Annotated in this window: 21 protein-coding genes; 19 read left to right on the top strand and 2 right to left on the bottom strand. The window is 66.6% G+C overall.

Annotated features, from left to right (window positions below; genetic code table 11):
• Nucleotides 1-127: 127 nt before the first annotated feature.
• Nucleotides 128-481 carry an Rv2175c family DNA-binding protein gene (locus ACFTSA_RS18970; protein WP_331573537.1) on the top strand — a complete coding sequence of 118 codons (354 nt, stop codon included), beginning with the start codon at nucleotides 128-130 and terminating at the stop codon, nucleotides 479-481.
• Between the two features lie 69 nt (nucleotides 482-550).
• Here ACFTSA_RS18970 and ACFTSA_RS18965 read toward each other — a convergent pair whose 3' ends face one another.
• Together ACFTSA_RS18965 and ACFTSA_RS18960 are read right to left on the bottom strand one after the other, a co-directional pair.
• Complete coding sequence (locus ACFTSA_RS18965; RefSeq protein WP_377953242.1) at nucleotides 551-1,645, bottom strand: polyprenyl synthetase family protein; 1,095 nt, start codon at nucleotides 1,643-1,645, stop codon at nucleotides 551-553.
• Nucleotides 1,642-2,196, bottom strand: a complete 555-nt coding sequence (locus ACFTSA_RS18960) for a hypothetical protein (protein ID WP_377953241.1) — start codon at nucleotides 2,194-2,196, stop codon at nucleotides 1,642-1,644. Before ACFTSA_RS18960 ends, ACFTSA_RS18965 begins: the two co-directional genes overlap by 4 nt.
• Before the next feature lie 141 nt (nucleotides 2,197-2,337).
• Here ACFTSA_RS18960 and dinB point away from each other — a divergent pair, with 141 nt between their 5' ends.
• The 18 genes from dinB to ACFTSA_RS18870 all read left to right on the top strand — a co-directional run bounded on the left by dinB (nucleotide 2,338) and on the right by ACFTSA_RS18870 (nucleotide 23,103).
• Entirely contained in the window at nucleotides 2,338-3,519 is a 1,182-nt protein-coding gene (dinB, locus tag ACFTSA_RS18955) for a DNA polymerase IV (RefSeq protein WP_377953298.1), read from the top strand.
• A 311-nt stretch (nucleotides 3,520-3,830) separates the two neighbouring features.
• A complete protein-coding gene (locus ACFTSA_RS18950) occupies nucleotides 3,831-4,202 on the top strand; it encodes a DUF3040 domain-containing protein (RefSeq protein ID WP_102973963.1) in 372 nt (123 codons plus the stop codon).
• A 381-nt stretch (nucleotides 4,203-4,583) separates the two neighbouring features.
• Nucleotides 4,584-5,012, top strand: a complete 429-nt coding sequence (gene mraZ / locus ACFTSA_RS18945; protein ID WP_076798037.1) for a division/cell wall cluster transcriptional repressor MraZ — start codon at nucleotides 4,584-4,586, stop codon at nucleotides 5,010-5,012.
• Between the two features lie 172 nt (nucleotides 5,013-5,184).
• Nucleotides 5,185-6,183, top strand: coding sequence for a 16S rRNA (cytosine(1402)-N(4))-methyltransferase RsmH (gene rsmH / locus ACFTSA_RS18940; protein WP_331573523.1), 999 nt, complete (start codon nucleotides 5,185-5,187; stop codon nucleotides 6,181-6,183).
• Entirely contained in the window at nucleotides 6,180-6,851 is a 672-nt protein-coding gene (locus ACFTSA_RS18935) for a hypothetical protein (RefSeq protein ID WP_377953239.1), read from the top strand. The genes rsmH and ACFTSA_RS18935 overlap by 4 nt, the downstream gene beginning before the upstream one ends.
• A 44-nt stretch (nucleotides 6,852-6,895) precedes the next feature.
• Nucleotides 6,896-8,704, top strand: coding sequence for a peptidoglycan D,D-transpeptidase FtsI family protein (locus tag ACFTSA_RS18930; RefSeq protein WP_377953238.1), 1,809 nt, complete (start codon nucleotides 6,896-6,898; stop codon nucleotides 8,702-8,704).
• 148 nt (nucleotides 8,705-8,852) lie between these two features.
• Nucleotides 8,853-10,514 carry a UDP-N-acetylmuramoyl-L-alanyl-D-glutamate--2,6-diaminopimelate ligase gene (locus ACFTSA_RS18925; RefSeq protein WP_377953236.1) on the top strand — a complete coding sequence of 554 codons (1,662 nt, stop codon included), beginning with the start codon at nucleotides 8,853-8,855 and terminating at the stop codon, nucleotides 10,512-10,514.
• A 6-nt stretch (nucleotides 10,515-10,520) separates the two neighbouring features.
• On the top strand, nucleotides 10,521-11,993 hold the full coding sequence (gene murF, locus ACFTSA_RS18920; RefSeq protein WP_377953235.1) for a UDP-N-acetylmuramoyl-tripeptide--D-alanyl-D-alanine ligase: 1,473 nt from the start codon (nucleotides 10,521-10,523) through the stop codon (nucleotides 11,991-11,993).
• Nucleotides 11,990-13,099 carry a phospho-N-acetylmuramoyl-pentapeptide-transferase gene (gene mraY, locus ACFTSA_RS18915; RefSeq protein ID WP_377953234.1) on the top strand — a complete coding sequence of 370 codons (1,110 nt, stop codon included), beginning with the start codon at nucleotides 11,990-11,992 and terminating at the stop codon, nucleotides 13,097-13,099. The genes murF and mraY overlap by 4 nt, the downstream gene beginning before the upstream one ends.
• Complete coding sequence (murD, locus tag ACFTSA_RS18910) at nucleotides 13,081-14,700, top strand: UDP-N-acetylmuramoyl-L-alanine--D-glutamate ligase (RefSeq protein WP_377953232.1); 1,620 nt, start codon at nucleotides 13,081-13,083, stop codon at nucleotides 14,698-14,700. Before mraY ends, murD begins: the two co-directional genes overlap by 19 nt.
• Before the next feature lie 2 nt (nucleotides 14,701-14,702).
• A complete protein-coding gene (gene ftsW / locus ACFTSA_RS18905; RefSeq protein WP_377953231.1) occupies nucleotides 14,703-16,049 on the top strand; it encodes a putative lipid II flippase FtsW in 1,347 nt (448 codons plus the stop codon).
• 10 nt (nucleotides 16,050-16,059) lie between these two features.
• Nucleotides 16,060-17,160: an undecaprenyldiphospho-muramoylpentapeptide beta-N-acetylglucosaminyltransferase gene (murG, locus tag ACFTSA_RS18900; protein ID WP_377953229.1), complete on the top strand. Its 1,101-nt coding sequence runs from the start codon at nucleotides 16,060-16,062 to the stop codon at nucleotides 17,158-17,160.
• The gene (gene murC, locus ACFTSA_RS18895) at nucleotides 17,157-18,536 is read left to right on the top strand and encodes a UDP-N-acetylmuramate--L-alanine ligase (RefSeq protein WP_377953228.1); all 1,380 of its coding nucleotides are present in this window, start codon (nucleotides 17,157-17,159) and stop codon (nucleotides 18,534-18,536) included. Before murG ends, murC begins: the two co-directional genes overlap by 4 nt.
• Nucleotides 18,529-19,551 carry a cell division protein FtsQ/DivIB gene (locus ACFTSA_RS18890; protein ID WP_377953227.1) on the top strand — a complete coding sequence of 341 codons (1,023 nt, stop codon included), beginning with the start codon at nucleotides 18,529-18,531 and terminating at the stop codon, nucleotides 19,549-19,551. The genes murC and ACFTSA_RS18890 overlap by 8 nt, the downstream gene beginning before the upstream one ends.
• Before the next feature lie 189 nt (nucleotides 19,552-19,740).
• On the top strand, nucleotides 19,741-20,970 hold the full coding sequence (gene ftsZ, locus ACFTSA_RS18885) for a cell division protein FtsZ (RefSeq protein ID WP_377953226.1): 1,230 nt from the start codon (nucleotides 19,741-19,743) through the stop codon (nucleotides 20,968-20,970).
• 90 nt (nucleotides 20,971-21,060) lie between these two features.
• Nucleotides 21,061-21,753: a peptidoglycan editing factor PgeF gene (gene pgeF, locus ACFTSA_RS18880; protein ID WP_377953224.1), complete on the top strand. Its 693-nt coding sequence runs from the start codon at nucleotides 21,061-21,063 to the stop codon at nucleotides 21,751-21,753.
• A complete protein-coding gene (locus tag ACFTSA_RS18875) occupies nucleotides 21,746-22,483 on the top strand; it encodes a YggS family pyridoxal phosphate-dependent enzyme (RefSeq protein WP_377953223.1) in 738 nt (245 codons plus the stop codon). Before pgeF ends, ACFTSA_RS18875 begins: the two co-directional genes overlap by 8 nt.
• An 89-nt stretch (nucleotides 22,484-22,572) precedes the next feature.
• Nucleotides 22,573-23,103 (top strand): cell division protein SepF, encoded by a 531-nt coding sequence (locus ACFTSA_RS18870; RefSeq protein ID WP_377953221.1) that lies wholly within the window; start codon nucleotides 22,573-22,575, stop codon nucleotides 23,101-23,103.
• The last annotated feature ends 117 nt before the right edge of the window (nucleotides 23,104-23,220 follow it).

Here is a 23,220-nt window from a genome sequence, read left to right as displayed (position 1 = left end):
AGCACAAGAATTGGATTTGAGCCGGAACATCCGTCCGACTGGGAGTGTCGCGCCCGAAAACGGAGCGTGCGCGCATGCGGGCTGTTTCGACTAGGCTTGCGGGCGCCCGCCGTGGCAACCTTGACCCGTGAGTACTGTAGAAACCCTCGTAGGCGACTGGCTGCCCTTGCCCGACGTCGCCCAGTTGCTGGATGTGTCCATTACCAAAGTCCACGGGCTCCTTGACGAGCGGGCGCTGGCGGCCCTGCGGATCGGCGAACGCCGGATCCGTTCGGTGCCCGCGGCCTTCATCCAGGACGGCCACGTTGTGGACAGCCTCAAGGGCACGATTGTGGTGCTGGCGGACGCAGGCTTCTCAGACGAGGAGCTCATCGTGTGGCTCTTCACCCCTGACGATTCACTGCGCGGGCGCCCCATCGATGCGCTCCGCGACGGCCGCAAGACCGAAATCCGCCGCCGGGCACAGTTGCTGGCGTGGTAAGTAACACCGCCTGGTAATAAGAACCCAGCCTGGTAACCAACCCAGCGGCAAACGGGCCGGGCCAGCCGATTAGGCGGCCCGGCTCACTGTCGCCTCAGCAAGCCGGCGCAGCGCGGTCTTGGGGAGGTCTTCCAGCGGCAGCAGCTCGAGTGCCGCGTATGCCGCATCACCGAACTCCCCGATCAGCACTTCCGTGGCCTGCAGTGCCCCGCAGTCTGCGATGATGCGGCGGATCTCGGCCACGTCGTCCCCGCCCAGCTCGGGGCTGCCGAGCTTTGAGTCGATGAACGCGGACTCCTCGGGAGTGGCCATGTCCAGCGCAAAGGCCACGAGGACGGTCCGCTTGCCCTCCCGGAGATCGTCTCCTGCGGGTTTGCCGGTGGTGACCGGGTCGCCGAAGACGCCCAGCACGTCGTCGCGAAGCTGGAAAGCTTCGCCAAGGGGGAGTGCGAAGGCGGAGTAGCCCCGGAGCAGTTCGTCTGAGGCGCCGCCGAGCGCCCCGCCCAGGGCGAGCGGATGCTCCGTCGAGTACTTGGCCGACTTGAAGCGGATGATCGACTGGGCGCGGCTGACGGCCCCGGCGCGGTCGCGCACCGGCCCGGCCACCTCTTCGAGGATGTCCAGGTACTGCCCGGCCATGACCTCCGAGCGCATCAGGTTGAAGATCAGCCGTGCCCTGCTTCCTGAGGCCGCCGTTTCTCCGATGTCGGTGAAGGCTTCCTCGCTGAAGGACAGGCAGAGGTCGCCCGCCAGAATCGCAGCCGCGTGGCCGAAACGTTCGCTGTCGAGGGCCCAGCCCTGGGACTCATGGAGCTGGCTGAAGCGGCGGTGCACGCTGGGCCCGCCCCGGCGGGTGTCCGACCGGTCGATGATGTCGTCGTGGATCAGGGCGGCGGCCTGGAACAGCTCAAGAGCCGCACCTGCCGTGACGATGTCCTGGGCGGAGGCAGGGCCGCCGGCTCCGCGCCATCCCCAGTAGCACATGAGGGCGCGAAGTCGCTTTCCGCCGGTGACCAGATTGGAGATGGACCCCATGATGGGATCGATGTCCGGCGAGATCGCGGTCATGATCGACTGCCGGGTGGTCAGGAAGTCTGTGAGCTTTCCCGCTACGGCGGCCACAAAGTCCGCCTGCTCCACGCGAAGCTGCTCGGCCACCATCACTTGACCGACCCGGGCGTCACGTTGGCGCCGATGGTGAAGGTGGAAACTCCGCCGGTTGCCGGAACTGCGATGTTGACTGTCTCGCTTCCCGCCCGCACGAAGTCCTTGGACGCCACGCCGCCCACCACGTTGCCGGGAACGGCCTTGAAGCCCTGTGCCTCCAGGGCCTTGGTGTAATAGGCGACGACGGCGGCCGGCTTTGCCGCTGTTGAACCCACCAGTGCGGCGGTGGCCGGAGTTGTCGACTTGTCGAAGCTGCTGGCCACCACCTTGGACCCCGGCATCACGGGAAGAAGCTTTGACGGGAAGCCGGCGACGAGCGCCCCCACGGTGGCTGATGTGCCCGGTGTTGCGCTCGGAGTGGCGGTTGGGGTCGCGGACGCCGTGGCAGTCGCCGTGTTGGTTGCCGCAGCAGCGGCGGAGGCAGGTGCCGTCGCGGGTGGTGCGGAACCGGGTGCCTGTGCCGTGCACGCTGACGCTGCCGCCACTACGGCCGCTCCAGCGGCGAGCAGCCCAATGCGGGCAGGCATGAGCGTTCCAATGACCTTCACAGGTGCGGTCCTCCTGGGTGTTGATGCCGGATTCAGCCTCCAGTTTAGTCAGGTGCAGGGCATAGGATTGCAGATGTGGGGCCGGACGAAGACAGAGAGCAGGCGGAAGCGCGGCTGCGGGACCTTCGGCGGGCGAGCATCATGCACGTCGACATGGACGCCTTTTTTGTCTCGGTTGAACTCCGCGCGCGCCCTGATCTGCGCGGCCGGCCGGTCATCGTGGGCTTCCCGGCGGAGCGATCCGTAGTGCTGTCCGCTTCGTACGAGGCGCGCAAATTCGGCGTGAAATCCGCGATGCCCATGGCCGTGGCCCGCCGCCTTTGTCCGCAGGCCATCATCATCGAGCCCCGACACAAGGTGTACTACGAAGTGTCCGGCCAGCTCATGGCCATATTTGAGTCCATCACGGAGCTCGTTGAGCCGCTCAGTGTTGACGAGGCATTCCTGGACGTGGGCGGCGCCATCCGGAGGCTCGGTGCGCCGCTGGACATCGGACAGCTGATCCGGCGGAGGGTTGCCAGCGAACTGGGCATCACGGCATCCGTCGGGATCGCCGCCAGCAAGTTCGTGGCCAAGATCGCCTCCACCCGATGCAAGCCGGACGGGCTGCTGCTCATCCGGCCGGAGCAGACCGTGCCGTATCTTCACAGCCTGCCGGTCAATGCCCTGTGGGGTGTCGGGGGAAAGACCGCGGAGGTGCTGGCCCGCATGGGAATCCGTACCGTGGCGGATGTCGCCGCGACGCCTGTCTCTTCGCTCAAGAAGGTGTTGGGCGCCACCGGCGAGCACGTCCACCGTCTGTCCTGGGGTATCGACAGCCGGACGGTCACCCCGGTGCGGGTTGAGAAAAGCATCGGAGCGGAGGAAACGTTCGCGGCGGACACGGCGGACGATGCCCTGCTGCACCGGGAGCTGCTGCGGCTGTCCCACCGCACTGCCGAGCGGCTCCGCGCATCCGGACTGGTCGCCCGGACGGTGGCACTGAAGCTGCGGTACACGGATTTCTCCACCGTGACCCGGAGCCGCACGGTCCACACACCGCTGGACAGCGCCCAGCTCATCTATGTGGTGGCCACCCAGCTGCTGGAGTCACTGGGCAGCCGACCCCTGACCGTCAGGCTGGTGGGTGTCCGCGCCGAGCAGCTGGAACCGGCCGCCCAGACCTCCCTTCAGCTGAGCCTGGACAGGCGCGATGACAACTGGCGGGCCGCTGAGCAGGCCCTGGACAAGGTGGCGGAGAAATTCGGCAGCAAATCCGTGCTTCCGGCCCGGTTGCTCGAGCCGGGGAGCGGCAGTTCCTCACGTGATTCCGGCCTGACGTGATTCCGGCGACATAAGCCTGCGCGGGAAACCGTGTTCATGGCCGCAGATCCGTGTCAATTCAAGGCCCAGACTCTGTTGCCGCCCGTGAACAGCGTCTTTCAGAACAGCGCCCAACAAACTATCCTTATAGATACAAAGATTTCGAACGTCTGGACATGTGTGGATCACCTGACCCGCCGCGTCAGTATGCTTGAATTCCTGAACCTGCCGGCGTTGGCAGGCCGGGAACCTGGATGGCATGCCGGTCGTTGACGAGGCAGGAACAACCGGTTCCGACCTGTCTGGACGTTGGCCTACTTAAGGAGGTCGTGATGCCGCTCTCGGAGCACGAACAGAAGCTGCTCGAGCAACTCGAGAGGCAACTGCATGAGGACGATCCCAAGTTCGCCAATTCCATGGGCTCGGACCCCGGCCGCAGCTGGTCCACCCGGCACATCGTAATTGGCGTACTGGCCACGCTGGCCGGGGTGCTGCTCCTCCTGGTGGGGGTCTCCCTCCAGAACATTTTCGTAGGGGTTCTCGGGTTCGTCGTCATGGGTGCCGGAGTTTACTTTGCCACGATGCGCAGCGTTGCGGCCGGCAAAGCAAAGGCTGGCGGTCATGGCCGCAAATCGAAGAGCAAGAGTTCCTTCATGAACAGCCTCGAAGAACGATGGGACGAAAGGCGCCGCGGGGAGTCCTGAGCCAGCGCTCCACTTCCCACCACCTCCACTTCGTACCACCCTCCACATTGCACCACCCGGGAGATCCCGGGTGGGCCCCAATAGTCCAGGAATGACCCGCTGCGGCGGGTCATTCCGCTTTAAACCGCGGATTTCGGCACGGAACCGTTGTTTCCATCCGTGATCCCGGCCCGGCCGCCACCGAAAGGCCGAGGCAATTTCCTCCACTCTCCACCCCCGGGCCAAAATCCGCGCCATTCCGCGGAAAAATGTTTGTCCAAACTGCAGAGAAATGCCCGCGCCGCGTTGACTGTGGGGAGAAGTGGAGTAAAGTGGAGCGCGTAAGAGGGTAGTGGCAGCGCGGGGGTTGTTCGGCTTCTGACGGCAGACGGGCGGTGGGACGTGTTCCTTGGGACACACTCGCCGCGTCTTGACGAAAAGGGCAGAATCATTCTTCCCGCCAAGTTCCGTGAGGAGCTTGCCGGCGGACTTGTTCTCACGCGAGGCCAGGAGCGCTGCATCTACGTCTTCAGCGAGCAGGAATTCGCGAGGGTACACGAGCAGATCCGGGAGGCTCCGATCTCCAATAAGCAGGCTCGTGACTACATCCGGGTTTTTCTCTCTGGAGCCTCGGACGAGGTACCTGACAAGCAGGGGCGCGTGACCATACCTCCCGCGCTCCGGGAGTACGCAGGGCTTGGCAGGGAGTTGGCTGTTATTGGGGCCGGCACCCGGGCTGAGATCTGGGACGCCCAAGCCTGGAATGCGTACCTGGCGGAGAAGGAAACCTCCTTCTCTGAAACCGACAACCCCATCGCCGGCATCCTTTAGGCCGGCCCGAACCAGTTCGTTTCTTGGTCGAGATCTCCAGCCGCCCATCCTTGTCGGCTACCTGGCTCACTTCCCCGGAGCCAGGCAGCCAGGAGGATAGGCGCGGATGGGGATCTGGCCCAAGAAACGACTCCCAAGGAACCATTCCAGGCGCTCAAGGAAGGACGAAGGCGTGACAGAACCCGACCAGCCGAAGCCTACGTCCGAACGCCATGTGCCGGTCCTGAAGGACCGGTGCATCAATCTTTTGGCGCCCGGATTCGAGGCGGCGCGACAGCGCGGCGAGACCCCCGTGGCCATCGATGCCACGCTCGGCATGGGCGGGCACTCCGAAGCCATGCTCCAGCGCTTTCCGGACCTGCACCTCGTGGGCATCGACCGGGACGAGGAGGCCTTGGCGCTGGCAGGTGAAAGGCTCCGGCCCTTCGCGGACCGCACGGACCTCGTCCACGCTGTTTACGATGAAATCGCCGACGTGCTTGAGGACCTGGGCATTCCCGAGGTCCACGGCATCCTGATGGATCTTGGGGTCTCGTCCCTGCAGCTCGACGAGCGCGAACGCGGTTTCGCCTATTCCTTCGACGCCCCTTTGGATATGCGGATGGACACCAGCCGCGGCCAGACGGCAGCAGATGTCGTTAACACGTACAGCGAAGAGGAACTGGTCAGGATCATCCGAAAGTGGGGCGAGGAAAAGTTCGCGGGCCGTATCGCGAACAGGATCGTCTCCGCCAGGGCAACCAAGCCTTTCACCACGACGGGGGAACTCGTCGAACAGATCCGGGCGGTAGTTCCGGCCGCCGCTGCCAAGTCCGGCGGACACCCGGCCAAGCGCACGTTCCAGGCGCTGCGCATCGAGGTGAACGAGGAACTCGAAGTTCTCGAGAGGGCGGTCCCGGCGGCGGTGGACGCCATCGCGCTCGGCGGCCGCGTCGTAGTGATGTCGTACCACTCCCTGGAAGACAAGATCGTCAAGGGCGTCTTCCAGACCCGCTCCAAGTCCTCAGCTCCGCTCGGATTCCCGGTGGAGCTTGAAGAGCACAAGGCCGAACTGAAAACCCTGACCAAAGGCACCGAGGTGCCTACCGCCGTCGAGATCGCAGAGAATTCGCGCGCAGCATCAGCCCGGCTGCGCGCAGTGGAACGCATCAGAGCCAGGAGAGCAACATGAGCGCAGCAGCTGCCAAGAACCTCGCCCTTCCGTCCGGCCCGAGCGTCCAGGGGATAGAGGCCGGACTTCCGGGTTCGGGCCGCAAGGCGCGCACGCCGCTGTCCCTGGTCCGGTCCGCACCGAGGAAGCGCCGCGCGCCCTTTGTTGTTCTCTGCTTCGGCATGCTGGCCGCCGCGCTGATCGCGGTGCTGGTGCTCAACATCTCTGTATCCACGGCCCAGTACCAGCTGGTCAAGCTGCGTGCCGAGCAGACTGCCCTCACCAAGCAGAACCAGGATCTGACACAGCAGGTGCAAAACTTCGAGGCTCCCCAGAATCTGGCTGCAAAGGCCGCAGAATTGGGAATGGTTGCTTCCACCGGCAAGGGACAGATCGACCTTTCCACGCTGAGCGTCAGCGGGGATGCCAAGCCGGCGGTCAAGGGCGACTCGGCCGGAGCGGTCATCGCCGCCCCTGCCGTCCCGGGTCAGCTGAACGTGGTCCCGCCTGCCAGCTCGGGCGAACCGCTGGCAAGCAGGGCGCCCGCCGCCAGTGAAACGGCCTCCGGTGAAAAGGCGGCTGCCGGGCCGGAGACCCCGGCAGCTGCGAAGCCGGCGGCTGCCGCCAAGCCGGCCGCCCTTAACGGGGGAACCATTCCGGCGCCGGAGCAAAGGACGCCGGGGCAGTAGGGCAGGAACAGGCGGCTTTTGGCCCGCATGGCAAGCAGTAGGGGATGAGCGTGGCGCAAGGCAAGAGCAAGGCAAGCAAGAAGAAGGCTGCTAACGCCACCAAAAGGCTCCGTCTAGGACTCAGCATCATGCTTGCACTGCTGGTGGTCGTTGGCGGCAAGCTCTTCCTGGTGCAGGGACTGGACGTTGGCGGCATGGCGGAAGCTGCCCTGGACAACCGGCTGCGTCCCACCGTGCTGCCGGCCGAGCGCGGCAGCATCCTGGACGCCAACGGCACCGTGCTGGCCAACAGTGTCATCCGCTACAACATCACTGTTGACCAGTCTGTAAATACCAAGACTGAATCCTTCAAACGGCTTGAAAATGTGGACGGCAAGGACGAACTGGTCACAGTGTCCCGCGACCAGGGGATCTCCGAACTGGCCGCCGTCCTGGGGATGGACGTGGAGGATGTGCGTAAATCCGTCACCGGAACCAGGACCTACTACATCGTGGCCAAGGACCTCCGGCCCGACGTCGAAAACCGGGTTTCGGACTTGCAGATCCCGGGTATCTTCTCCGAAGGCACCAGCAAGCGCGTCTACCCGAATGGCTCAGTGGCCGGCGGCATCGTGGGCTTCCTGGAGAACGGAACCACCGGTCAGGCCGGGCTCGAACAGACCCAGGACGCGATACTGCGCGGCACCCCGGGCAAGCGCGTGTTCGAAATCGGAGCCGACGGCCTCCGCATTCCTGTGGGCATCGACGAACTAACGCCCGCGCAGGACGGCAAGGACGTCAAACTCACGCTGAACTCCGACATCCAGTATTTCGCCCAGCAGGCCATCCAGACCCAGGCGGACAAGCTCAGCGCCGAGTGGGGCGTCATCATCGTCTCGGACGTGAAGACCGGCAACATCATCGCCATGGCCGACACCAACACGCCTGATCCCAACGACCCCGGCCAGGTGGCGGCGAAGGACCGCGGCGTCCGCTCCGTCACCGCGGCGTATGAGCCTGGGTCCGTGGAAAAGCCACTGACGGCTGCTGCGCTGATCCAGGAAGGCAAGTCCAGCCCGCTGGATAGGTTTACGATTCCGCCGTCCCTGGTTATTGACGGCCAGCAGTTTGATGACGCGTTTTCACACGGCACAGAGGAACGGACCCTCGCCGGCATCATCGGCTACTCCATGAACACCGGGACGGTGATGGCGGGCAGCCGCCTGACCCGGGACCAAAGGCACGACTGGCTGCAGAAGTTCGGCATCGGCGAGGCTCCGGACATCGGCCTTCCGGCGGAAGCCAAAGGCATCCTGACCCCGGCTGCACAGTGGGATGACCGTCAGCAGTACACGGTCCTCTTCGGCCAGGGCGTATCCCAGTCGACCCTTCAGACCGTGCGCGCCTACCAAACGATCGCCAATGGCGGCGTCATGCTGCAGCCCCGCCTGATCGACAGCTACATCAGCCCTGACGGCACCGAGGAGAAAGTGCCGGCCAAACCGTCCCGGCAGATCATCTCCAAGGACACGTCCAAACACGTCAGGGACATGCTCGAAAGTGCCGTCACCGAGGGTGAAATCAAGGAAGCCGCTATCGACGGCTACCGCGTGGGGGCGAAGACCGGAACATCCGAATCCCCGTGCGATGACGGCACAGCCGGCTTCTGCGGCTACACCGCATCGATCCTGGGGATGGCGCCGATGGACGATCCGCGGTTTATTGTGGAGGTGGTCCTGCAGCGTCCCAAGGGATCCATTTACGGCATCACCAACGGGCCCGTGTTCCGCTCGGTCATGAGCCAGGTACTGCGGACATACAACGTTCCGCCGTCCAAGGGCACGCCCGTCAGGCTGCCGCAGTACGCCAAGTAACGGAGTACGCGATGTGATGGGGTTCGCCACGCAATGGGCCGCCACATGACGCAGTACGCCACGTAACGCCCGCCAAGAAAGACCGCGGTACACCTGAACAGACAGTTCTGTCGTGTCCGTTGGTCCACTAGCACCAACGGAGATTCAGTTGTCACAGCACCATGACCCCGGCACTGCCGAGGCCCCGGAGGGGCAGGCATCCAAGAGCGGCTTCCGGCCCACCGCCGTTGCTGCCGTCGAACTGGGTGTCATAGGCCAGTCAGTGGGCGTAGCGGTGCCCGGGGCTTCCGAGTCCGTTCCGGTCACCGGCATCTCGCTCGACTCCCGGTCCGTGGAGCGCGGGGACCTGTACGTTGCACTGCCGGGCGCGGCGCGCCACGGCGCGGATTTCGCGACGACGGCGATCAGGTCCGGTGCGGTGGCGGTGCTGACGGACGACGCCGGCGCGAAGCTCCTGGCGCTCGGGTCCGACATTGCCGTGCCGGTGCTGGTGGTGTCGGAGCCCCGCAGCGTGGTGGGCCGCCTGTCCAGGCTGATCTACCGCAGCCAGGACGCCGACCTCCCGGGCCCCTCGATGTTCGGCGTCACGGGCACGAACGGAAAAACCACCACCACGTACTTCATCAACGCCCTCCTGCAGGCGATGGGCAAGAAGACCGGACTGATCGGCACCATCGAGATCCTGGCCGGCGGCGACCCGATCCCCAGCCTCCTGACCACGCCGGAGTCCACCGATGTCCACGCCCTGCTGGCACTCATGCGGGAGCGCGGGCTCGACGCCGCATCCATGGAAGTCTCCTCGCACGCAGTGTCGTTCCGCCGGGTGGACGGCGTGGTGTTCGACGTCGTCGGGTTCACCAACCTCACCCAGGACCACCTGGACCTGCACGGCACCATGGACGAGTACTTCCGGACCAAAGCGGAGCTGTTCACCGCCGAACACGCCCGGGCCGCTGTCGTGACGGTCGACGACGAATGGGGACGGCAGCTTGCCGCCCGGACGGAGCTTCCGGTCACCACGCTGGCAACCCTCCAGCCCGGCAGCGGGCCGGACGCGGACCCGGCAACCGCTGACTGGACGGTCACCGACCCCAAGCCCCGGGGTCTCGGCACGGAATTCACCCTCCGCGGCAGGAACGGCACGGAACTCCGCGTGCACACAGGGCTGCCCGGGGCGTTCAATGTTTCCAACGCGGCGCTGGCCCTGACAATGGTGCTCGCCGGCGGTGCCGACCCGGCCGATGTGCAGGCGGCGCTCGATGCCAGCGATCCCTTCACGGTGGCAGTCCCCGGCCGCATGCAGCTGGTCTCCACCCGGCCAGCCGCCGTCGTCGACTTCGCGCACAACACCGATGCCCTGGCACGCGCCCTGGAAGCCGTCCGGTCCCGGGAGTCCGCGTCCAGGGTGATCGTCGTTTTCGGTGCCACCGGCCAGCGCGACCAGGGCAAGCGTCCTGCCATGGGCGCCACCGCCGCGCGGCTTGCCGACGTGGTGATCGTCAGCGATGACGACCCCCACGATGAGGACGCCGCGGCGATCCGCGCCGAGGTGCTGGTAGGCGCCACGGACGCCAAGGAAGCCGAGCAGCTGGACTGCAGGATCATGGAAGTTTTCCCGCGCGATGCCGCCATCCGTGAGGCCGTCAACCTGGCGGCCCCGGAGGACACCATCCTGGTTGCGGGACGCGGACACGAAGTATGGCAGGAGGTCAAGGGAGTGAACCTTGCCCTCGACGACAGGGTGGAACTACGGAACGCCTTGACGGCACGAGGATTCACCGTTCTCCAAGACGACGGGATAGAGTCCTAGACCGACATGATTGAACTAACTGCGGCGGAAATCGCCGAAATCACCAACGGCCGGCTGCTTGCCGACCCCGACGTCACCCCGGGATCCGTCGTAACGGACTCGCGCGAGGCCGTTGCCGGCTCCCTCTACGTCGCCAAACCGGGCGAGAGCGCGGACGGGCACAGCTTCGTGGGTGCGGCCTTTAGCCGCGGCGCGGTGCTGGCCCTCACCGAACGCGAAATCAAGGACGACGCCGGCCGGACCTATCCGTCGATCGTCGTCGAGGACGCGGTGCTCGCCATGGGCGCCCTGGCGGCAGAGGCCGTGCGGCGGATCCGCCACCACCGCGAGGCTGCCGGCGGGGAGCTGACGGTCATCGGCATCACCGGTTCGGCCGGTAAGACCACGACGAAGGACCTGCTCGCGGGCATCCTCTCGGCTGAAGCCCCCACGGTTGCCCCCCAGGGCTCCTACAACGGTGAGGTCGGCGTGCCCCTCACCGTGTTCCAAGCCGGCTTTGACACCCGGTTCCTGGTCATCGAAATGGGCGCCACCGGCATCGGACACATCCGCTACCTGGCCGACATGGTCCGTCCCGAGATTGGTGTGGTGCTTGGCGTGGGAACAGCCCATGCCGGCGAATTCGGCGGCGTGGAAAACATCGCGGCGGCCAAGGGCGAACTCGCCGAGGCGCTGCCCGCAGACGGCACTGCCGTGCTGAACCTTGACGACTTCCGTGTAGCCCCGATGGCCGCGCGGACCCAGGCCGCTGTGCTGGGCTTCTCCTCGCAGGACGCCGAGCCGGACGCTCCTGCAGTCCGCGCCGCCAACCTGGACACGAACGCCTCAGGCAATCCGGAGTTCGACCTCGAAGTGCCGGGGGAGCCCACGGTGAGGGTCACGAGCAAACTGATCGGCGGACACCATGTGGCGAACCTCCTCGCCGCCGCAGCGGCCGCGCACGCGGCCGGCATTCCGGCCGACCGGATCGGCGCCTCACTGAGCTCCCAGTCGGCGGCCAGCCGCTGGCGCATGGAGCGGACCGAACGGCCCGACGGCGTCACGGTCATCAACGACGCGTACAACGCCAACCCGGAATCCATGCGGGCTGCCCTGCGCACGCTGGCCGACCTCGGCCGCGGCCGCCGCACCTGGGCCGTGCTCGGGGCCATGCTGGAACTCGGCGACGATTCCATCCGCGAGCACACCGCAGTCGGCACGCAGGTGGTGCGGCTGAACATCTCCCGCCTCCTGGTGGTGGGCCGGGAAGCGCGTTCGCTGTACGTTTCCGCCGTGCAGGAAGGGTCTTGGGGGGATGAGTGCATCTTCGCCGAGACCGTTGACGAGGCCTACGAGCTGCTCCAGGAGCAGCTCGAACCCGGTGACCTGGTGCTCTTCAAGTCCTCGAACAGCGTGGGACTGCGCCATTTGGGCGATCGGATAGCATTACCCCCGAATGCCACCCCCACGGCTGCCAATGAAGGGAGCGAGCTGCTGTGATTGCACTTCTGATCGGCGCTGGCCTGGCCCTGCTGCTGGCTCTGGTGGGCACCCCGCTGTTCATCCGCTTGCTGGTCCACAAGAGCTATGGCCAGTTCATCCGCGATGACGGACCGACCTCGCACCACACCAAGCGCGGGACGCCCACCATGGGCGGCACCGTGGTGGTGGGCGCCGTCCTGCTGAGCTATGGCCTGACACACCTCATCATGTGGCTGATGAACCCCCGGTCGGCCGGCCCGTCGGCCTCGGCGCTTCTCCTGCTGTTCCTGATGGTGGGCATGGGCCTGGTGGGCTTCCTCGACGACTTCATCAAGATTTCCCGGCAGCGCAGCCTTGGCCTGAACGCCAAGGCCAAGCTGATCCTCCAGGCGGCGGTGGGCATCATCTTCGCCGTCATGGCCCTCTACTTCCCGGACGCTGACGGTCTCACTCCGGCGTCCACCAAGATCTCGCTGGTCCGCGATATCCCGTGGCTGGACCTCGCATTCGGCGGCACCGTGCTCGGCGCGATTCTCTTTGTGGTGTGGTCAAACCTGATCGTCACCGCGGCCACCAACGGCGTCAATCTCACCGACGGCCTGGACGGGCTGGCCGCCGGCGCGGCCATCATGGTCTTTGGTGCCTACACGCTGATGGGCATCTGGCAGAGCAACCAGGCCTGCGGCTCGCCCCGTCAGGCCGGCGGCGGCTGTTACCAGGTCCGGGATCCCCTGGACCTGGCGCTCCTCGCCGCCATCATGAGCGCCGCACTGGTGGGCTTCCTGTGGTGGAACACCTCACCGGCCAAGATCTTCATGGGCGACACGGGCTCCCTGGCGATCGGCGGCGCCATCGCAGGGTTCGCCATCCTCTCCCGCACCGAACTGCTGCTCGCCTTCATCGGTGGCCTGTTCGTCCTCATCACGCTCTCCGTCATCATCCAGGTGGGCTACTTCAAGGTGACCAAGGGCAAGCGCTTCTTCAAGATGGCGCCGCTGCAGCACCACTTCGAGCTCAAGGGCTGGGCGGAAGTCACCGTGGTTGTCCGGTTCTGGATCCTCGCCGGCCTGTTCGTGGCCGCGGGTCTTGGCATCTTCTACGCCGAATGGGTGGTCCTGCTGTGAACGGCTCCGAATCGCAGAACGAAGCAACAATCACCGCAGCAACCGGCCCGGCCAGGCTCAAAGACCTGGTCAGCTGGGACTCCGACTGGGCCGGGCTGCGCGTCGTGGTCACAGGGATCGGCGTCTCGGGCTTCGCGGCCGCGGACACGCTGATCGAACTCGGCGCCCGCGTCGTGGTGGTCGACGGCGCCACCTCGGAAACCGCCCAGGCCAAGGCGGACACGCTGCGGATCGTGGGCGCGGCCGACGTCCTCCTTGGGGAGGATGCCGTCCGCACGCTGCCCAAGATCGACGGCGTGAAGCCGGACCTCGTGGTCACCTCACCCGGCTGGCGTCCCGACCAGGCCCTGCTGGCGGCTGCCGCCCGCGCCCACATCCCGGTCTGGGGCGACGTCGAACTTGCCTGGCGTTTGCGCGTCCGGGAGGGCCGCAAAACTGCCGACTGGCTCACCATCACCGGCACGAACGGCAAGACGACGACGGTCGGCCTGACCGAGTCCATGCTGCGGGCCGCCGGGCTGAAGGCCATCGCGGTCGGCAACGTCGGCACGCCCATCCTCGATGCCCTCCGCGACCCGGTGGAGTATGACGTGTTCGCCGTGGAGCTCTCCAGCTTCCAGCTGCATTGGTCGGACTCCGTCTCCGCCGTCGCCAGCGTGTGCCTCAACGTCGCCGAGGACCACGTGGACTGGCACGGCTCGTACGAGTCCTACCTCGCCGACAAGGCCAAGATCTACGAAAACACGCAGAAGGCCTGCATCTACAACGACGAGCAGATCGAAACCGAGCGCATGGTGGAGGACGCTGACGTGGTGGAGGGATGCCGCGCGGTGGCCTTCACCACCCTCACACCGGCCATCAGCATGCTCGGCGTGGTGGAGGGCCTGCTCGTGGACCGTGCCTTCATTCCCGAACGGAAGGACAGCGCCGTCGAACTGGCGTCCATGTCCGACCTCGGCCCCGTGGCTCCGCGCCACATGGTGGCCAACGCCCTGGCCGCGGCGGGCCTGGTGCGGGCCTACGGCGTCAGCCCCGAGCACGTGCGCGAAGGACTGCGGGCCTACATCCCCGGAAGCCACCGCATCCAGCCGGTCGCCAAACGGAACGGCGTTCTCTGGATCAACGACTCCAAAGCCACCAACCCGCACGCCGCCTCGGCCTCCCTGGCAGCCTTTGACCCGGTGGTGTGGATTGCCGGCGGCCTGTCCAAGGGCGTCAGCTACGACGACCTGGTCCGTGACCATGCACGCCGCCTCAAAGCCGTGGTGCTCATCGGCAAGGACACTGCATCACTGGAAGAGTCCCTGCAGCGACACGCGCCGGATGTCCCCGTCATCAGGCAGGCGGCAGGCCACACTGAAATTGTGCAGTCAGCCGGAACCGGACATGACGCCGCACCGGATTCAGCCGAAACCGGGGAGGCAGTGATGGCACGGGCCGTCGCATCGGCGGCACAGCTCGCCGCCTCGGGTGACACTGTGCTGATGGCCCCGGCTGCTGCATCCATGGATCAGTTCTCTTCCTATGCTCACCGTGGCGACGCCTTCATTGCAGCGGTCCGCGAGCTCGTGGAAGGGGAGGCCCGGACCGGCAAGGAGTAAGTATGGTCAGCACGCCCACACGTCCCGCGGCCGCCCGGCAGCGGGCGGGGGAGAACCCTAAACCGGGTGCTGCATCCAAGACTCCCGTTGCCAGGATTCCCGCCGCCAGAATTCCCGCGGGGAGCCGGCTGCTCCGGTGGTACCGGCGCTTCTGGTCCGCCCTGGAGGGAAACGGCAAGTCGCGCAACGGCTCAACCTACTACCTCATCCTCGGCACCACGCTGGCCCTGACCGCCATCGGCATCATGATGGTCCTCTCCGCGTCCAGCGTGGAGGCCATTGCTCAGGGCGAGTCGCCCTACACTGCCGCGCTCAAGCAGGGACTGTTCGCCGGAATCGGCATCTTTGGCATGTTCATGCTGTCCCGGATCAATGTCGTGTGGCTGAAAAGGCTCGCGTGGCCGGGCATCATCATTGCCTATGCCCTGCTGGGGCTCGTGCTGGTCATCGGTACCAGCGTGAACGGCAACAAGAACTGGATCGACATCGGCGGGTTCTTCACCCTGCAGCCGTCCGAGGCGGCCAAGCTTGCACTGGCCCTGTGGATGGCCACGGTGCTGGCCAAGAAGGCGTCACTGCTGCACCACTGGGGACACGCCGTGGTGCCCGTCGTGCCAATAGCCGGCGGGATCATCGGACTCGTCCTGGTCGGGAACGACCTCGGCACCGGCATGCTCATCATGCTCATCACGGCCGCCGCCCTCTTCTTCGCCGGCGTCCGCCTTTACCTGTTCGGGTTCGCGGCCGTGGGCCTGGGCGCCGTCATTGCGTTCATGGCCATGACCAGCTCCAACAGGGTCTGCCGCATCACGTCCTGGTGGACCGGCCAGAGCTGCGGCGACGGCATCGATGCCAACTACCAGTCCACCAACGGACTCTACGGGCTGGCATCGGGCGGCTGGTTCGGTGTCGGGCTCGGGCAGAGCCGGCAAAAGTATAGCTGGATCCCGGAAGCCCACAACGACTTCATCTTCGCCATCATCGGTGAGGAACTCGGGCTGGTGGGGACCGTCGTCGTGCTGGTCCTGTTCGCCATCCTGGGCGCCGCCATCTACCGCGTGGTGGTTGCGCAGGAGGACCTGTTCCACCGGGTACTCGCCGGAACCATCATGGTGTGGCTGCTGGGGCAGGCCACGGTCAACATGGCCGTAGTCACCGGCCTGATGCCTGTGATCGGTGTTCCGCTGCCGTTCATCTCCTACGGCGGCTCGGCGCTGCTGATGTCGCTCTGCGCGATCGGCGTAGTGTTGTCACTGGCCCGCGAACAGATGGCGCCCAACATCCGGCCCCGTAAACTGCTCGGCCCGTGGCGGCTGCCCGGGCGCAAGAAATCCCGTACGAAAGCGTAACCAGCACCTGATGAAAACCGAGTCATTGTCCGTGGTCCTCGCCGGCGGCGGAACAGCAGGCCATATCAACCCGCTGCTGGCCATTGCCGCGGCCATCCGCGATGCCCGCCCCGACGCCCGTCTGCTCGCCGTCGGAACCGCCGCCGGCATGGAAACCAGGCTGGTCCCGGCCGCCGGGCTGGAACTGGCCACCATCGACCGGGTCCCCTTCCCGCGCAAGCCCTCCGCGGACCTGCTGCGCCTTCCCGGACGCCTTGCCGGCGCCGTGCGGCAGGCCGGACGGATCCTCGACGACGCCGGCGCGGACGTCCTCGTGGGCGTGGGCGGCTACGTCTGCACTCCCATGTACATCGCAGCCTGGCGGCGGAAAATCCCCATCGTCATCCACGAAGCCAACACCCGGCCGGGTCTGGCCAACCGGGTCGGGGCGCGGCTGAGCCGGCACGTGGCCGTGGCCTTTGCGGGCACCCCGCTGCGCAACGCCCGGCACGTGGGCATGCCCATGCGCCGGGAAGTCTCGGCCATGGTCAGGGCGACGGCCCGGGACGGCGCGCTGCGCAGCCTGGACCTGCAGCCTGAAAAGCCGGTGCTCATCGTCACCGGGGGCTCGTCCGGGGCGCAAAGCATCAACCGCACCGTGGCCGCTTCGCTCGAGGCGTTGTCCCGGGCGGGCGTCCAGACCATCCACATCACCGGCCGCGGCAAGACCGTGGCGGACGCCGACGGCAATGTGCTCAGCGCCGACGGCTACCGACAGCTCGAGTACGTGGACGGCATGGAGACCGTCTACGCCGCGGCTGACCTGCTGCTCGCCCGTTCCGGTGCGGCCACCGTGAGCGAGGTGGCCGCCGTCGGTGTTCCCGCGGTCTTCGTCCCGCTGCCGATCGGCAACGGCGAGCAGGCGCTGAATGCGCGCGGACTGGTGGATGCGGGCGGTGCCCTGCTGGTGGCAGACCGGGACTTCACCCCTGACTGGGTCCGCACCAGCCTTATCCCGCTGCTGACCGACCGGTCGCGCCTCGACGCGATGGCGGCGAACGCGGAGAACCTTGGCATCCGGAATGCCGACCAGCTCATGGCCGATCTCGTACTGGAAGCGGTATCCAAATGACCACCAACGCAGCACCCAGCCAGCAAGCACTGGGCCGCGTGCACTTCATCGGAATCGGCGGCGTGGGCATGTCCGCCGTCGCCAGGATCATGGTGGCACGCGGGATCCCCGTCAGCGGAACGGATGCGAAGGACCTCCCGGTCATGGCGGAGCTCGCCGCAGCCGGTGCCCGGATCTGCGTGGGCTACGAGTCCGGCAACCTCGGGGACGCCCAGACCGTCGTGGCGGGATCGGCCATTCGCGCCGACAACCCGGAACTCGAGGCAGCACGTGCAGCAGGCCTGCCAGTGCTGCACCGCTCCGAAGCCCTTGCCGCCACGATGGGCGACGACCTCGTGGTGACCGTGGCCGGAACCCACGGGAAGTCCACCACTACCTCCATGATCACCGTGCTGCTGCAGGGCGCGGGCCTGGACCCGTCCTTCGCGATCGGGGCCAATGTTCCGGCGCTTGGCGTCAACGCGGCAAACGGCAGCTCCCAGGTGTTCGTCGCCGAGGCCGATGAATCCGACGGATCGTTCCTGAATTACCGGCCGCAGATCGCCGTCGTCACCAACGTGGAACCGGACCACCTCGACCACTACGGCACGGCCGAAGCCGTGTACGAGTCCTTCGACCGGTTCACGGCACTGCTGCCCGCGGACGGCGTGCTGGTGGCCTGCGCGGACGACGCCGGGGCTCACGCGCTGGCGCTGCGTACCCGAGAACGGGGCAACGCCCGCGTTGTCCTGTACGGCACCTCCGAGGCCGCCGACGTCCGGCTGGACGACGGCGGACCGGGCAGGGTGGCCATCACGACGGCGGGCGGCCGGTTCCCGCTGGCACTGCAGGTCCCTGGACGGCACAACGCGCTGAACGCTGCCGCCGCGATGGCGGTGGCGCTGGAACTCGGCGTGGACGCCCAGGCCGCGGCCTCCGCCCTGGCGGGCTTCTCGGGTGCGTCCCGGCGGTTCGAATACAAGGGGGAGGGCCGGGGCGTTCGCGTCTATGACGACTACGCCCACCACCCCACGGAAGTGCGGGCAGCCCTGGCGGCGGCCCGGTCCGTGGCCGGCGACCACAAGGTGCACGTCCTGTTCCAGCCGCACCTGTTCTCCCGGACCCGGGAGTTTGCCGCAGAATTCGCCGACGCGCTCAACGCCGCGGATACTGCCCTGGTGCTTGACATCTACCCGGCCCGCGAGGATCCTATCCCGGGCGTCACCAGCGCGCTCATCACCGAACACCTCGGTTCTGGCGGCCGCCTGGTCGGGGCCGGTGGCGAAGCCGTGGCCGCCCTGGCCGCCGCCGCGCAGCCGGGGGACATCATCCTCACCGCCGGCGCCGGGGACGTCACCGCTTACGGGCCGCTGATTGTGGAGTCCCTCGGTGGCTAGCACCCGGCGCCCCACCTACCGCCCGGCAAAGCCTGCTGTCCGGGATTCCGGTGCTGCCCGGGATGCTGGTGCTGCCGCGGGCGGCGCTGGCGGGGGCGGCGCTGCCCGGGGCCCCGGTGCAGGATCCGACGGCGGCAAGCCGACCGTGATCACCGCCTCGAAGGGCGTGCCGGAGAGTGCTTCCCAGGAGAAGCACGGCAGCCCGCCGAAGGCAACGCCACCTAAGCTCAGGACATCGACGGGAACGGCACCGAAGGCCACGCCGCAGGACAAGCCGGACAGAACATCGCCGGACAACGTGCTGGCCTTTCCCGAGCCCCGCGGCCGACGGATCAGGCGCAACATCATCGTTGCGGTGTGTGTCACGGCTGCCCTTGTGGCCGGCCTCATCGCCGCCGCCGTCTATTCCCCGGTGCTGGCTGTGCAAAGCGTCAGCGTCACCGGCACGAAGCTCCTCAAGCCTGCCCAGGTGCAGGCGGCACTCAAGCCTCTGCTGGGCACGCCGCTGCCGCAGGTCAGCGGCTCCGAGGTCGACTCGCTGCTGAAGCCATTGGTCCAGATCAAATCGGTCACCACCCAGGCCCACCCTCCGTCTGTCCTGGTGGTGCACGTCCAGGAACGCGTCCCCGTTGCCCTCGTCAAGCGGGGCAACGAGTACATGCTGGTGGACGTCGACGGCGTGAAGCTCGGTACCACCGCAGACCCCACCTCCGTGAAGCTGCCGCTGATTGACGGCGGCGCGGGCACCATCGGCAAGGACCTGTTCCGGGCCACGGCCGAGGTCCTCGGCGCCCTGCCGGCCAACGTGCTTGCCAAGCTCTCCAATGCCTCGGCCAAGTCCGTAGACGCCGTGGAACTGAAGCTGCTGGACGGCCAGACCGTGGTCTGGGGCAACGCGGGGGAGAAGGAGCTCAAGGCACGGGTGCTGGAGGCGCTCCTCAAGATGCCCGCCGATCCCGCGAACCCGGTCAACACCTACGACGTGAGCGTGCCGCGTCATCCGGTGACGCGGTGAGCCGCTGTATTTCGCGGGGATTAGGACGACACGCGGGGGCGGTTATTGAATGTAGCCAGCATAGGAAATAGCGTCACAGACGTGAGTTACTTGACATAACTATAACCTTCAACTGGAAGGTTAAGGTTCAGGGCTTCAAGCTCGACTCCATCAGTTTTCGCAATAGGACACTAACAAGGGACACGTAACGTGGCAGCTCCGCAGAATTACTTGGCCGTCATCAAGGTCGTCGGCATCGGCGGCGGTGGCGTGAACGCAGTCAACCGCATGATCGAGGTGGGTCTCCGCGGTGTCGAATTCATAGCTATTAATACCGATGCCCAGGCGCTGCTGATGAGTGATGCCGACGTCAAGCTCGACGTCGGACGCGAGCTGACGCGCGGGCTTGGTGCCGGGGCCAATCCGGAGGTCGGCAAGCAGGCTGCCGAGGACCACGCCGACGAAATCGAGGAAGTCCTTCGCGGTGCCGACATGGTCTTCGTGACCGCAGGCGAAGGCGGTGGCACCGGAACCGGTGGCGCCCCGGTCGTTGCCCGCATTGCGCGCTCCCTTGGTGCCCTGACCATCGGTGTTGTCACGCGTCCGTTCACGTTCGAGGGACGGCGCCGTGCAGGCTCCGCCGAGGCGGGCATCGACGCCCTCCGCGACGAGGTGGACACCCTGATCGTGATCCCCAACGACCGCCTCCTGTCCATCAGCGACCGGAACGTCTCCGTCCTGGACGCCTTCCGCTCCGCTGACCAGGTCCTGCTGTCCGGTGTCCAGGGCATCACGGACCTCATCACCACGCCGGGCCTGATCAACCTCGACTTCGCCGACGTCAAGTCCGTCATGCAGGGCGCAGGGTCGGCCCTGATGGGCATCGGCTCAGCCCGCGGCGAGGACCGCGCGGTCAAGGCAGCCGAGCTCGCCATCGCCTCCCCGCTGCTGGAAGCCAGCATCGACGGCGCCCACGGTGTCCTGCTGTCCATCCAGGGCGGCTCCGACCTCGGCCTGTTCGAGATCAACGAAGCCGCGCGCCTGGTGCAGGAAGTCGCCCACCCCGAGGCCAACATCATCTTCGGTGCGGTCATCGATGACGCCCTTGGCGATGAAGCCCGCGTCACCGTCATCGCGGCCGGCTTCGACGACGTCAAGGCCACCTCGCCGTCCATGGACCAGTCTCAGCCGGCCGCAGCACCGCAGCGTCCCGCCGTGCCGGCCGCCCCGCAGAGCCAGCCGTCCGCAGGCAGCCAGCAGGTCCATGTCCAGCCCGTACACGCCGGCGTCGGCGCCGCGGGCCTCAGCAGCTGGGGGCAGCAGCGCCCCACCGCTGTCCCCGCTGACTCGGGTTTCGACGTCGACCTTCCGTCGGTGGTCGAGCCTGACCTCACCGGCAGCCGGTCCGACGACCTGGACGTCCCCGATTTCCTGAAGTAGCCCGATTTCCTGAAGCAGGAGGCCGCCGGGCGGACAAACCGCCCGGCCGCTACCACCCCCGTTTCCTGACCCTGAGTGCCGGAGTTCTGATTGTTTTTATGGCGTGCTGAAGTGCAGCCCGGCGTGTCCGTGGCGTTCACCGACACGAATGCCGGCAACCTCGCCCTGCACGTGGGCGACGACGCCAGTGCGGTACATCGCCGCAGGGCCCGGCTGGAGCACGCCGCCGGCGTTGCGCCGCGGCGGTTCCAGTACATGAACCAGGTCCATGGCAACGAAGTGTCCCTCGTTGTCGAACCTGCGCCGCTGGCACCGACGGCGGATGCGCTGGTGTCCCTCGGCCAGCCGCTTGCGGTGATGGTGGCGGACTGCATTCCGCTGGTCCTGGTGGGTTCCGGGGCTTCCGGTCCGGTGCTGGCGGCCGTTCATGCCGGGCGTCCTGGCCTCTTCTCCGGCGTTATTCCGGCGGCGGTGGAAGAAATGCGGTCCTCCGGCGCCACGGACGTCCGGGCCTGGCTCGGCCCCTCCGTGTGCGGCAGCTGCTACGAGGTGCCCGCGGAACTCCGAGACGAGGTCGCCGCCGTCCTGCCTTCCACCAGGTCAACCACGTCATGGGGAACGCCGGCGCTCGACCTGCCCGCCGGTGCGGCCAGCCAGCTCAACGCCCTCGGGGTTCCCATCGAGTACCGGGGACCCTGCACGCTTGAGAACGAGTCCTTGTTTTCCTACCGCCGCGACTCCCGGTCCGGCAGGTTCGCCGGTCTGGTGTGGACTCATGACTGACAGTTCCGCAGCCGGGGACGCGCGGACACTGCAGCTGCGGGAGCGCCTGGACGCCGTCCGGCAGCGCATCGCCCGTGCCGCCGCGGCGGCCGGCCGCGAAGAGAACCCGCCGCGCCTGATAGTCGTCAGCAAGTTCCACCCTGCCGCAGACGTCCGCCGGCTGGCAGTGCTTGGCGTCAGGGACTTCGGAGAGAACCGGGACCAGGAAGCGTCCGCGAAAGCCGAGGAACTGGAAGCCCTCGACCTGGCCTGGCATTTCGTGGGCCAGCTCCAGAGCAAGAAGTCCAAGACCGTGGTCCGGTACGCAACTGCCGTGCACTCGGTGGACCGCTCCCAACTGGTGACGGCACTGCACCGGGCCATGGCCGCCCAGCAGGAGCTGAATGGCCGTGCCGATCTGGACTGTTTCATCCAGGTAGGCCTGGATGACGACGCCGGAGGGCACCGCGGCGGGGCAGCACCTGAGGAGGTGCCGCAACTGGCGGAACAGCTCGAAGCCGCGAACGGCCTTCGCCTGGCGGGCGTCATGGCGGTAGCTCCGCTCGGGGCCGATCCCGACCGGGCCTTTGAAAAACTGCTGGACATCTCGACTGGCCTGCAGCGGGATTTCCCCGGTGCCACAGGGATTTCCGCCGGCATGAGCCAGGACCTGGAATCGGCTGTCCGATTCGGTGCGACACACCTCCGAATTGGTTCAGATATTCTCGGTTCGCGCCCGGCCGTGCGGTAGCGTCTGTCGTATTGGAAGTGAATGGCGGGGATTCCAATGCTGTCTTGACCTTTGGGCGGCCCGCTTCCGGACACGATTAGGAGTCGACCATGGCTGGCGCTCTGCGCAAGACAATGATCTATCTTGGGCTCGCCGACGGCGATGAACACTACGAGTCTGAGCTTTCCACCCAGCAAAAGGACGAGGACAACTCAATGGAGCATGACCGTGAAGAGCGCCGCGCGCCGGCGCCGCTCCGAGAGGTCACCCGTGAAGCGCCACCAGCTGCCGAAGAGGAATACCGCGCACCCGTGACACCCATCAAGCGTGCGGCATCAAGCCGCGAAGAGACCACCGGACTGCGGCAGATCACCACGATCCATCCCCGTTCCTACAACGACGCCAAGCTCATCGGCGAAAGCTTCCGTGACGGTATCCCCGTCATCATGAACGTGACGGACATGGGGGAGGCGGACGCCAAGCGGCTCGTCGACTTTTCCGCCGGCTTGGTCTTTGGCCTGCGCGGAAGCATCGAGAGGGTGACCAATAAGGTTTTCCTGCTGTCGCCGTCGTACGTCGAAGTCATCGGAGATGACAAAAAAGTAAGCGACGCTACCGCCAGTTTCTTCAACCAAAGCTAAAAAGTGGCTCTCCGGATGCCAGGCAGGGACGCACCTGCCTGGCATCCGTGCTGAAATAGGGGAGCAGCAAAAACTGGCAGGAATCCCAGGGCGCAGGAGTGCCCGCGATGAACATGG

The organism is Arthrobacter sp. NPDC057013, from assembly GCF_042674585.1.
GTDB lineage: Bacteria > Actinomycetota > Actinomycetes > Actinomycetales > Micrococcaceae > Arthrobacter.
This window is presented reverse-complemented; position numbering and strand designations above follow the sequence as displayed.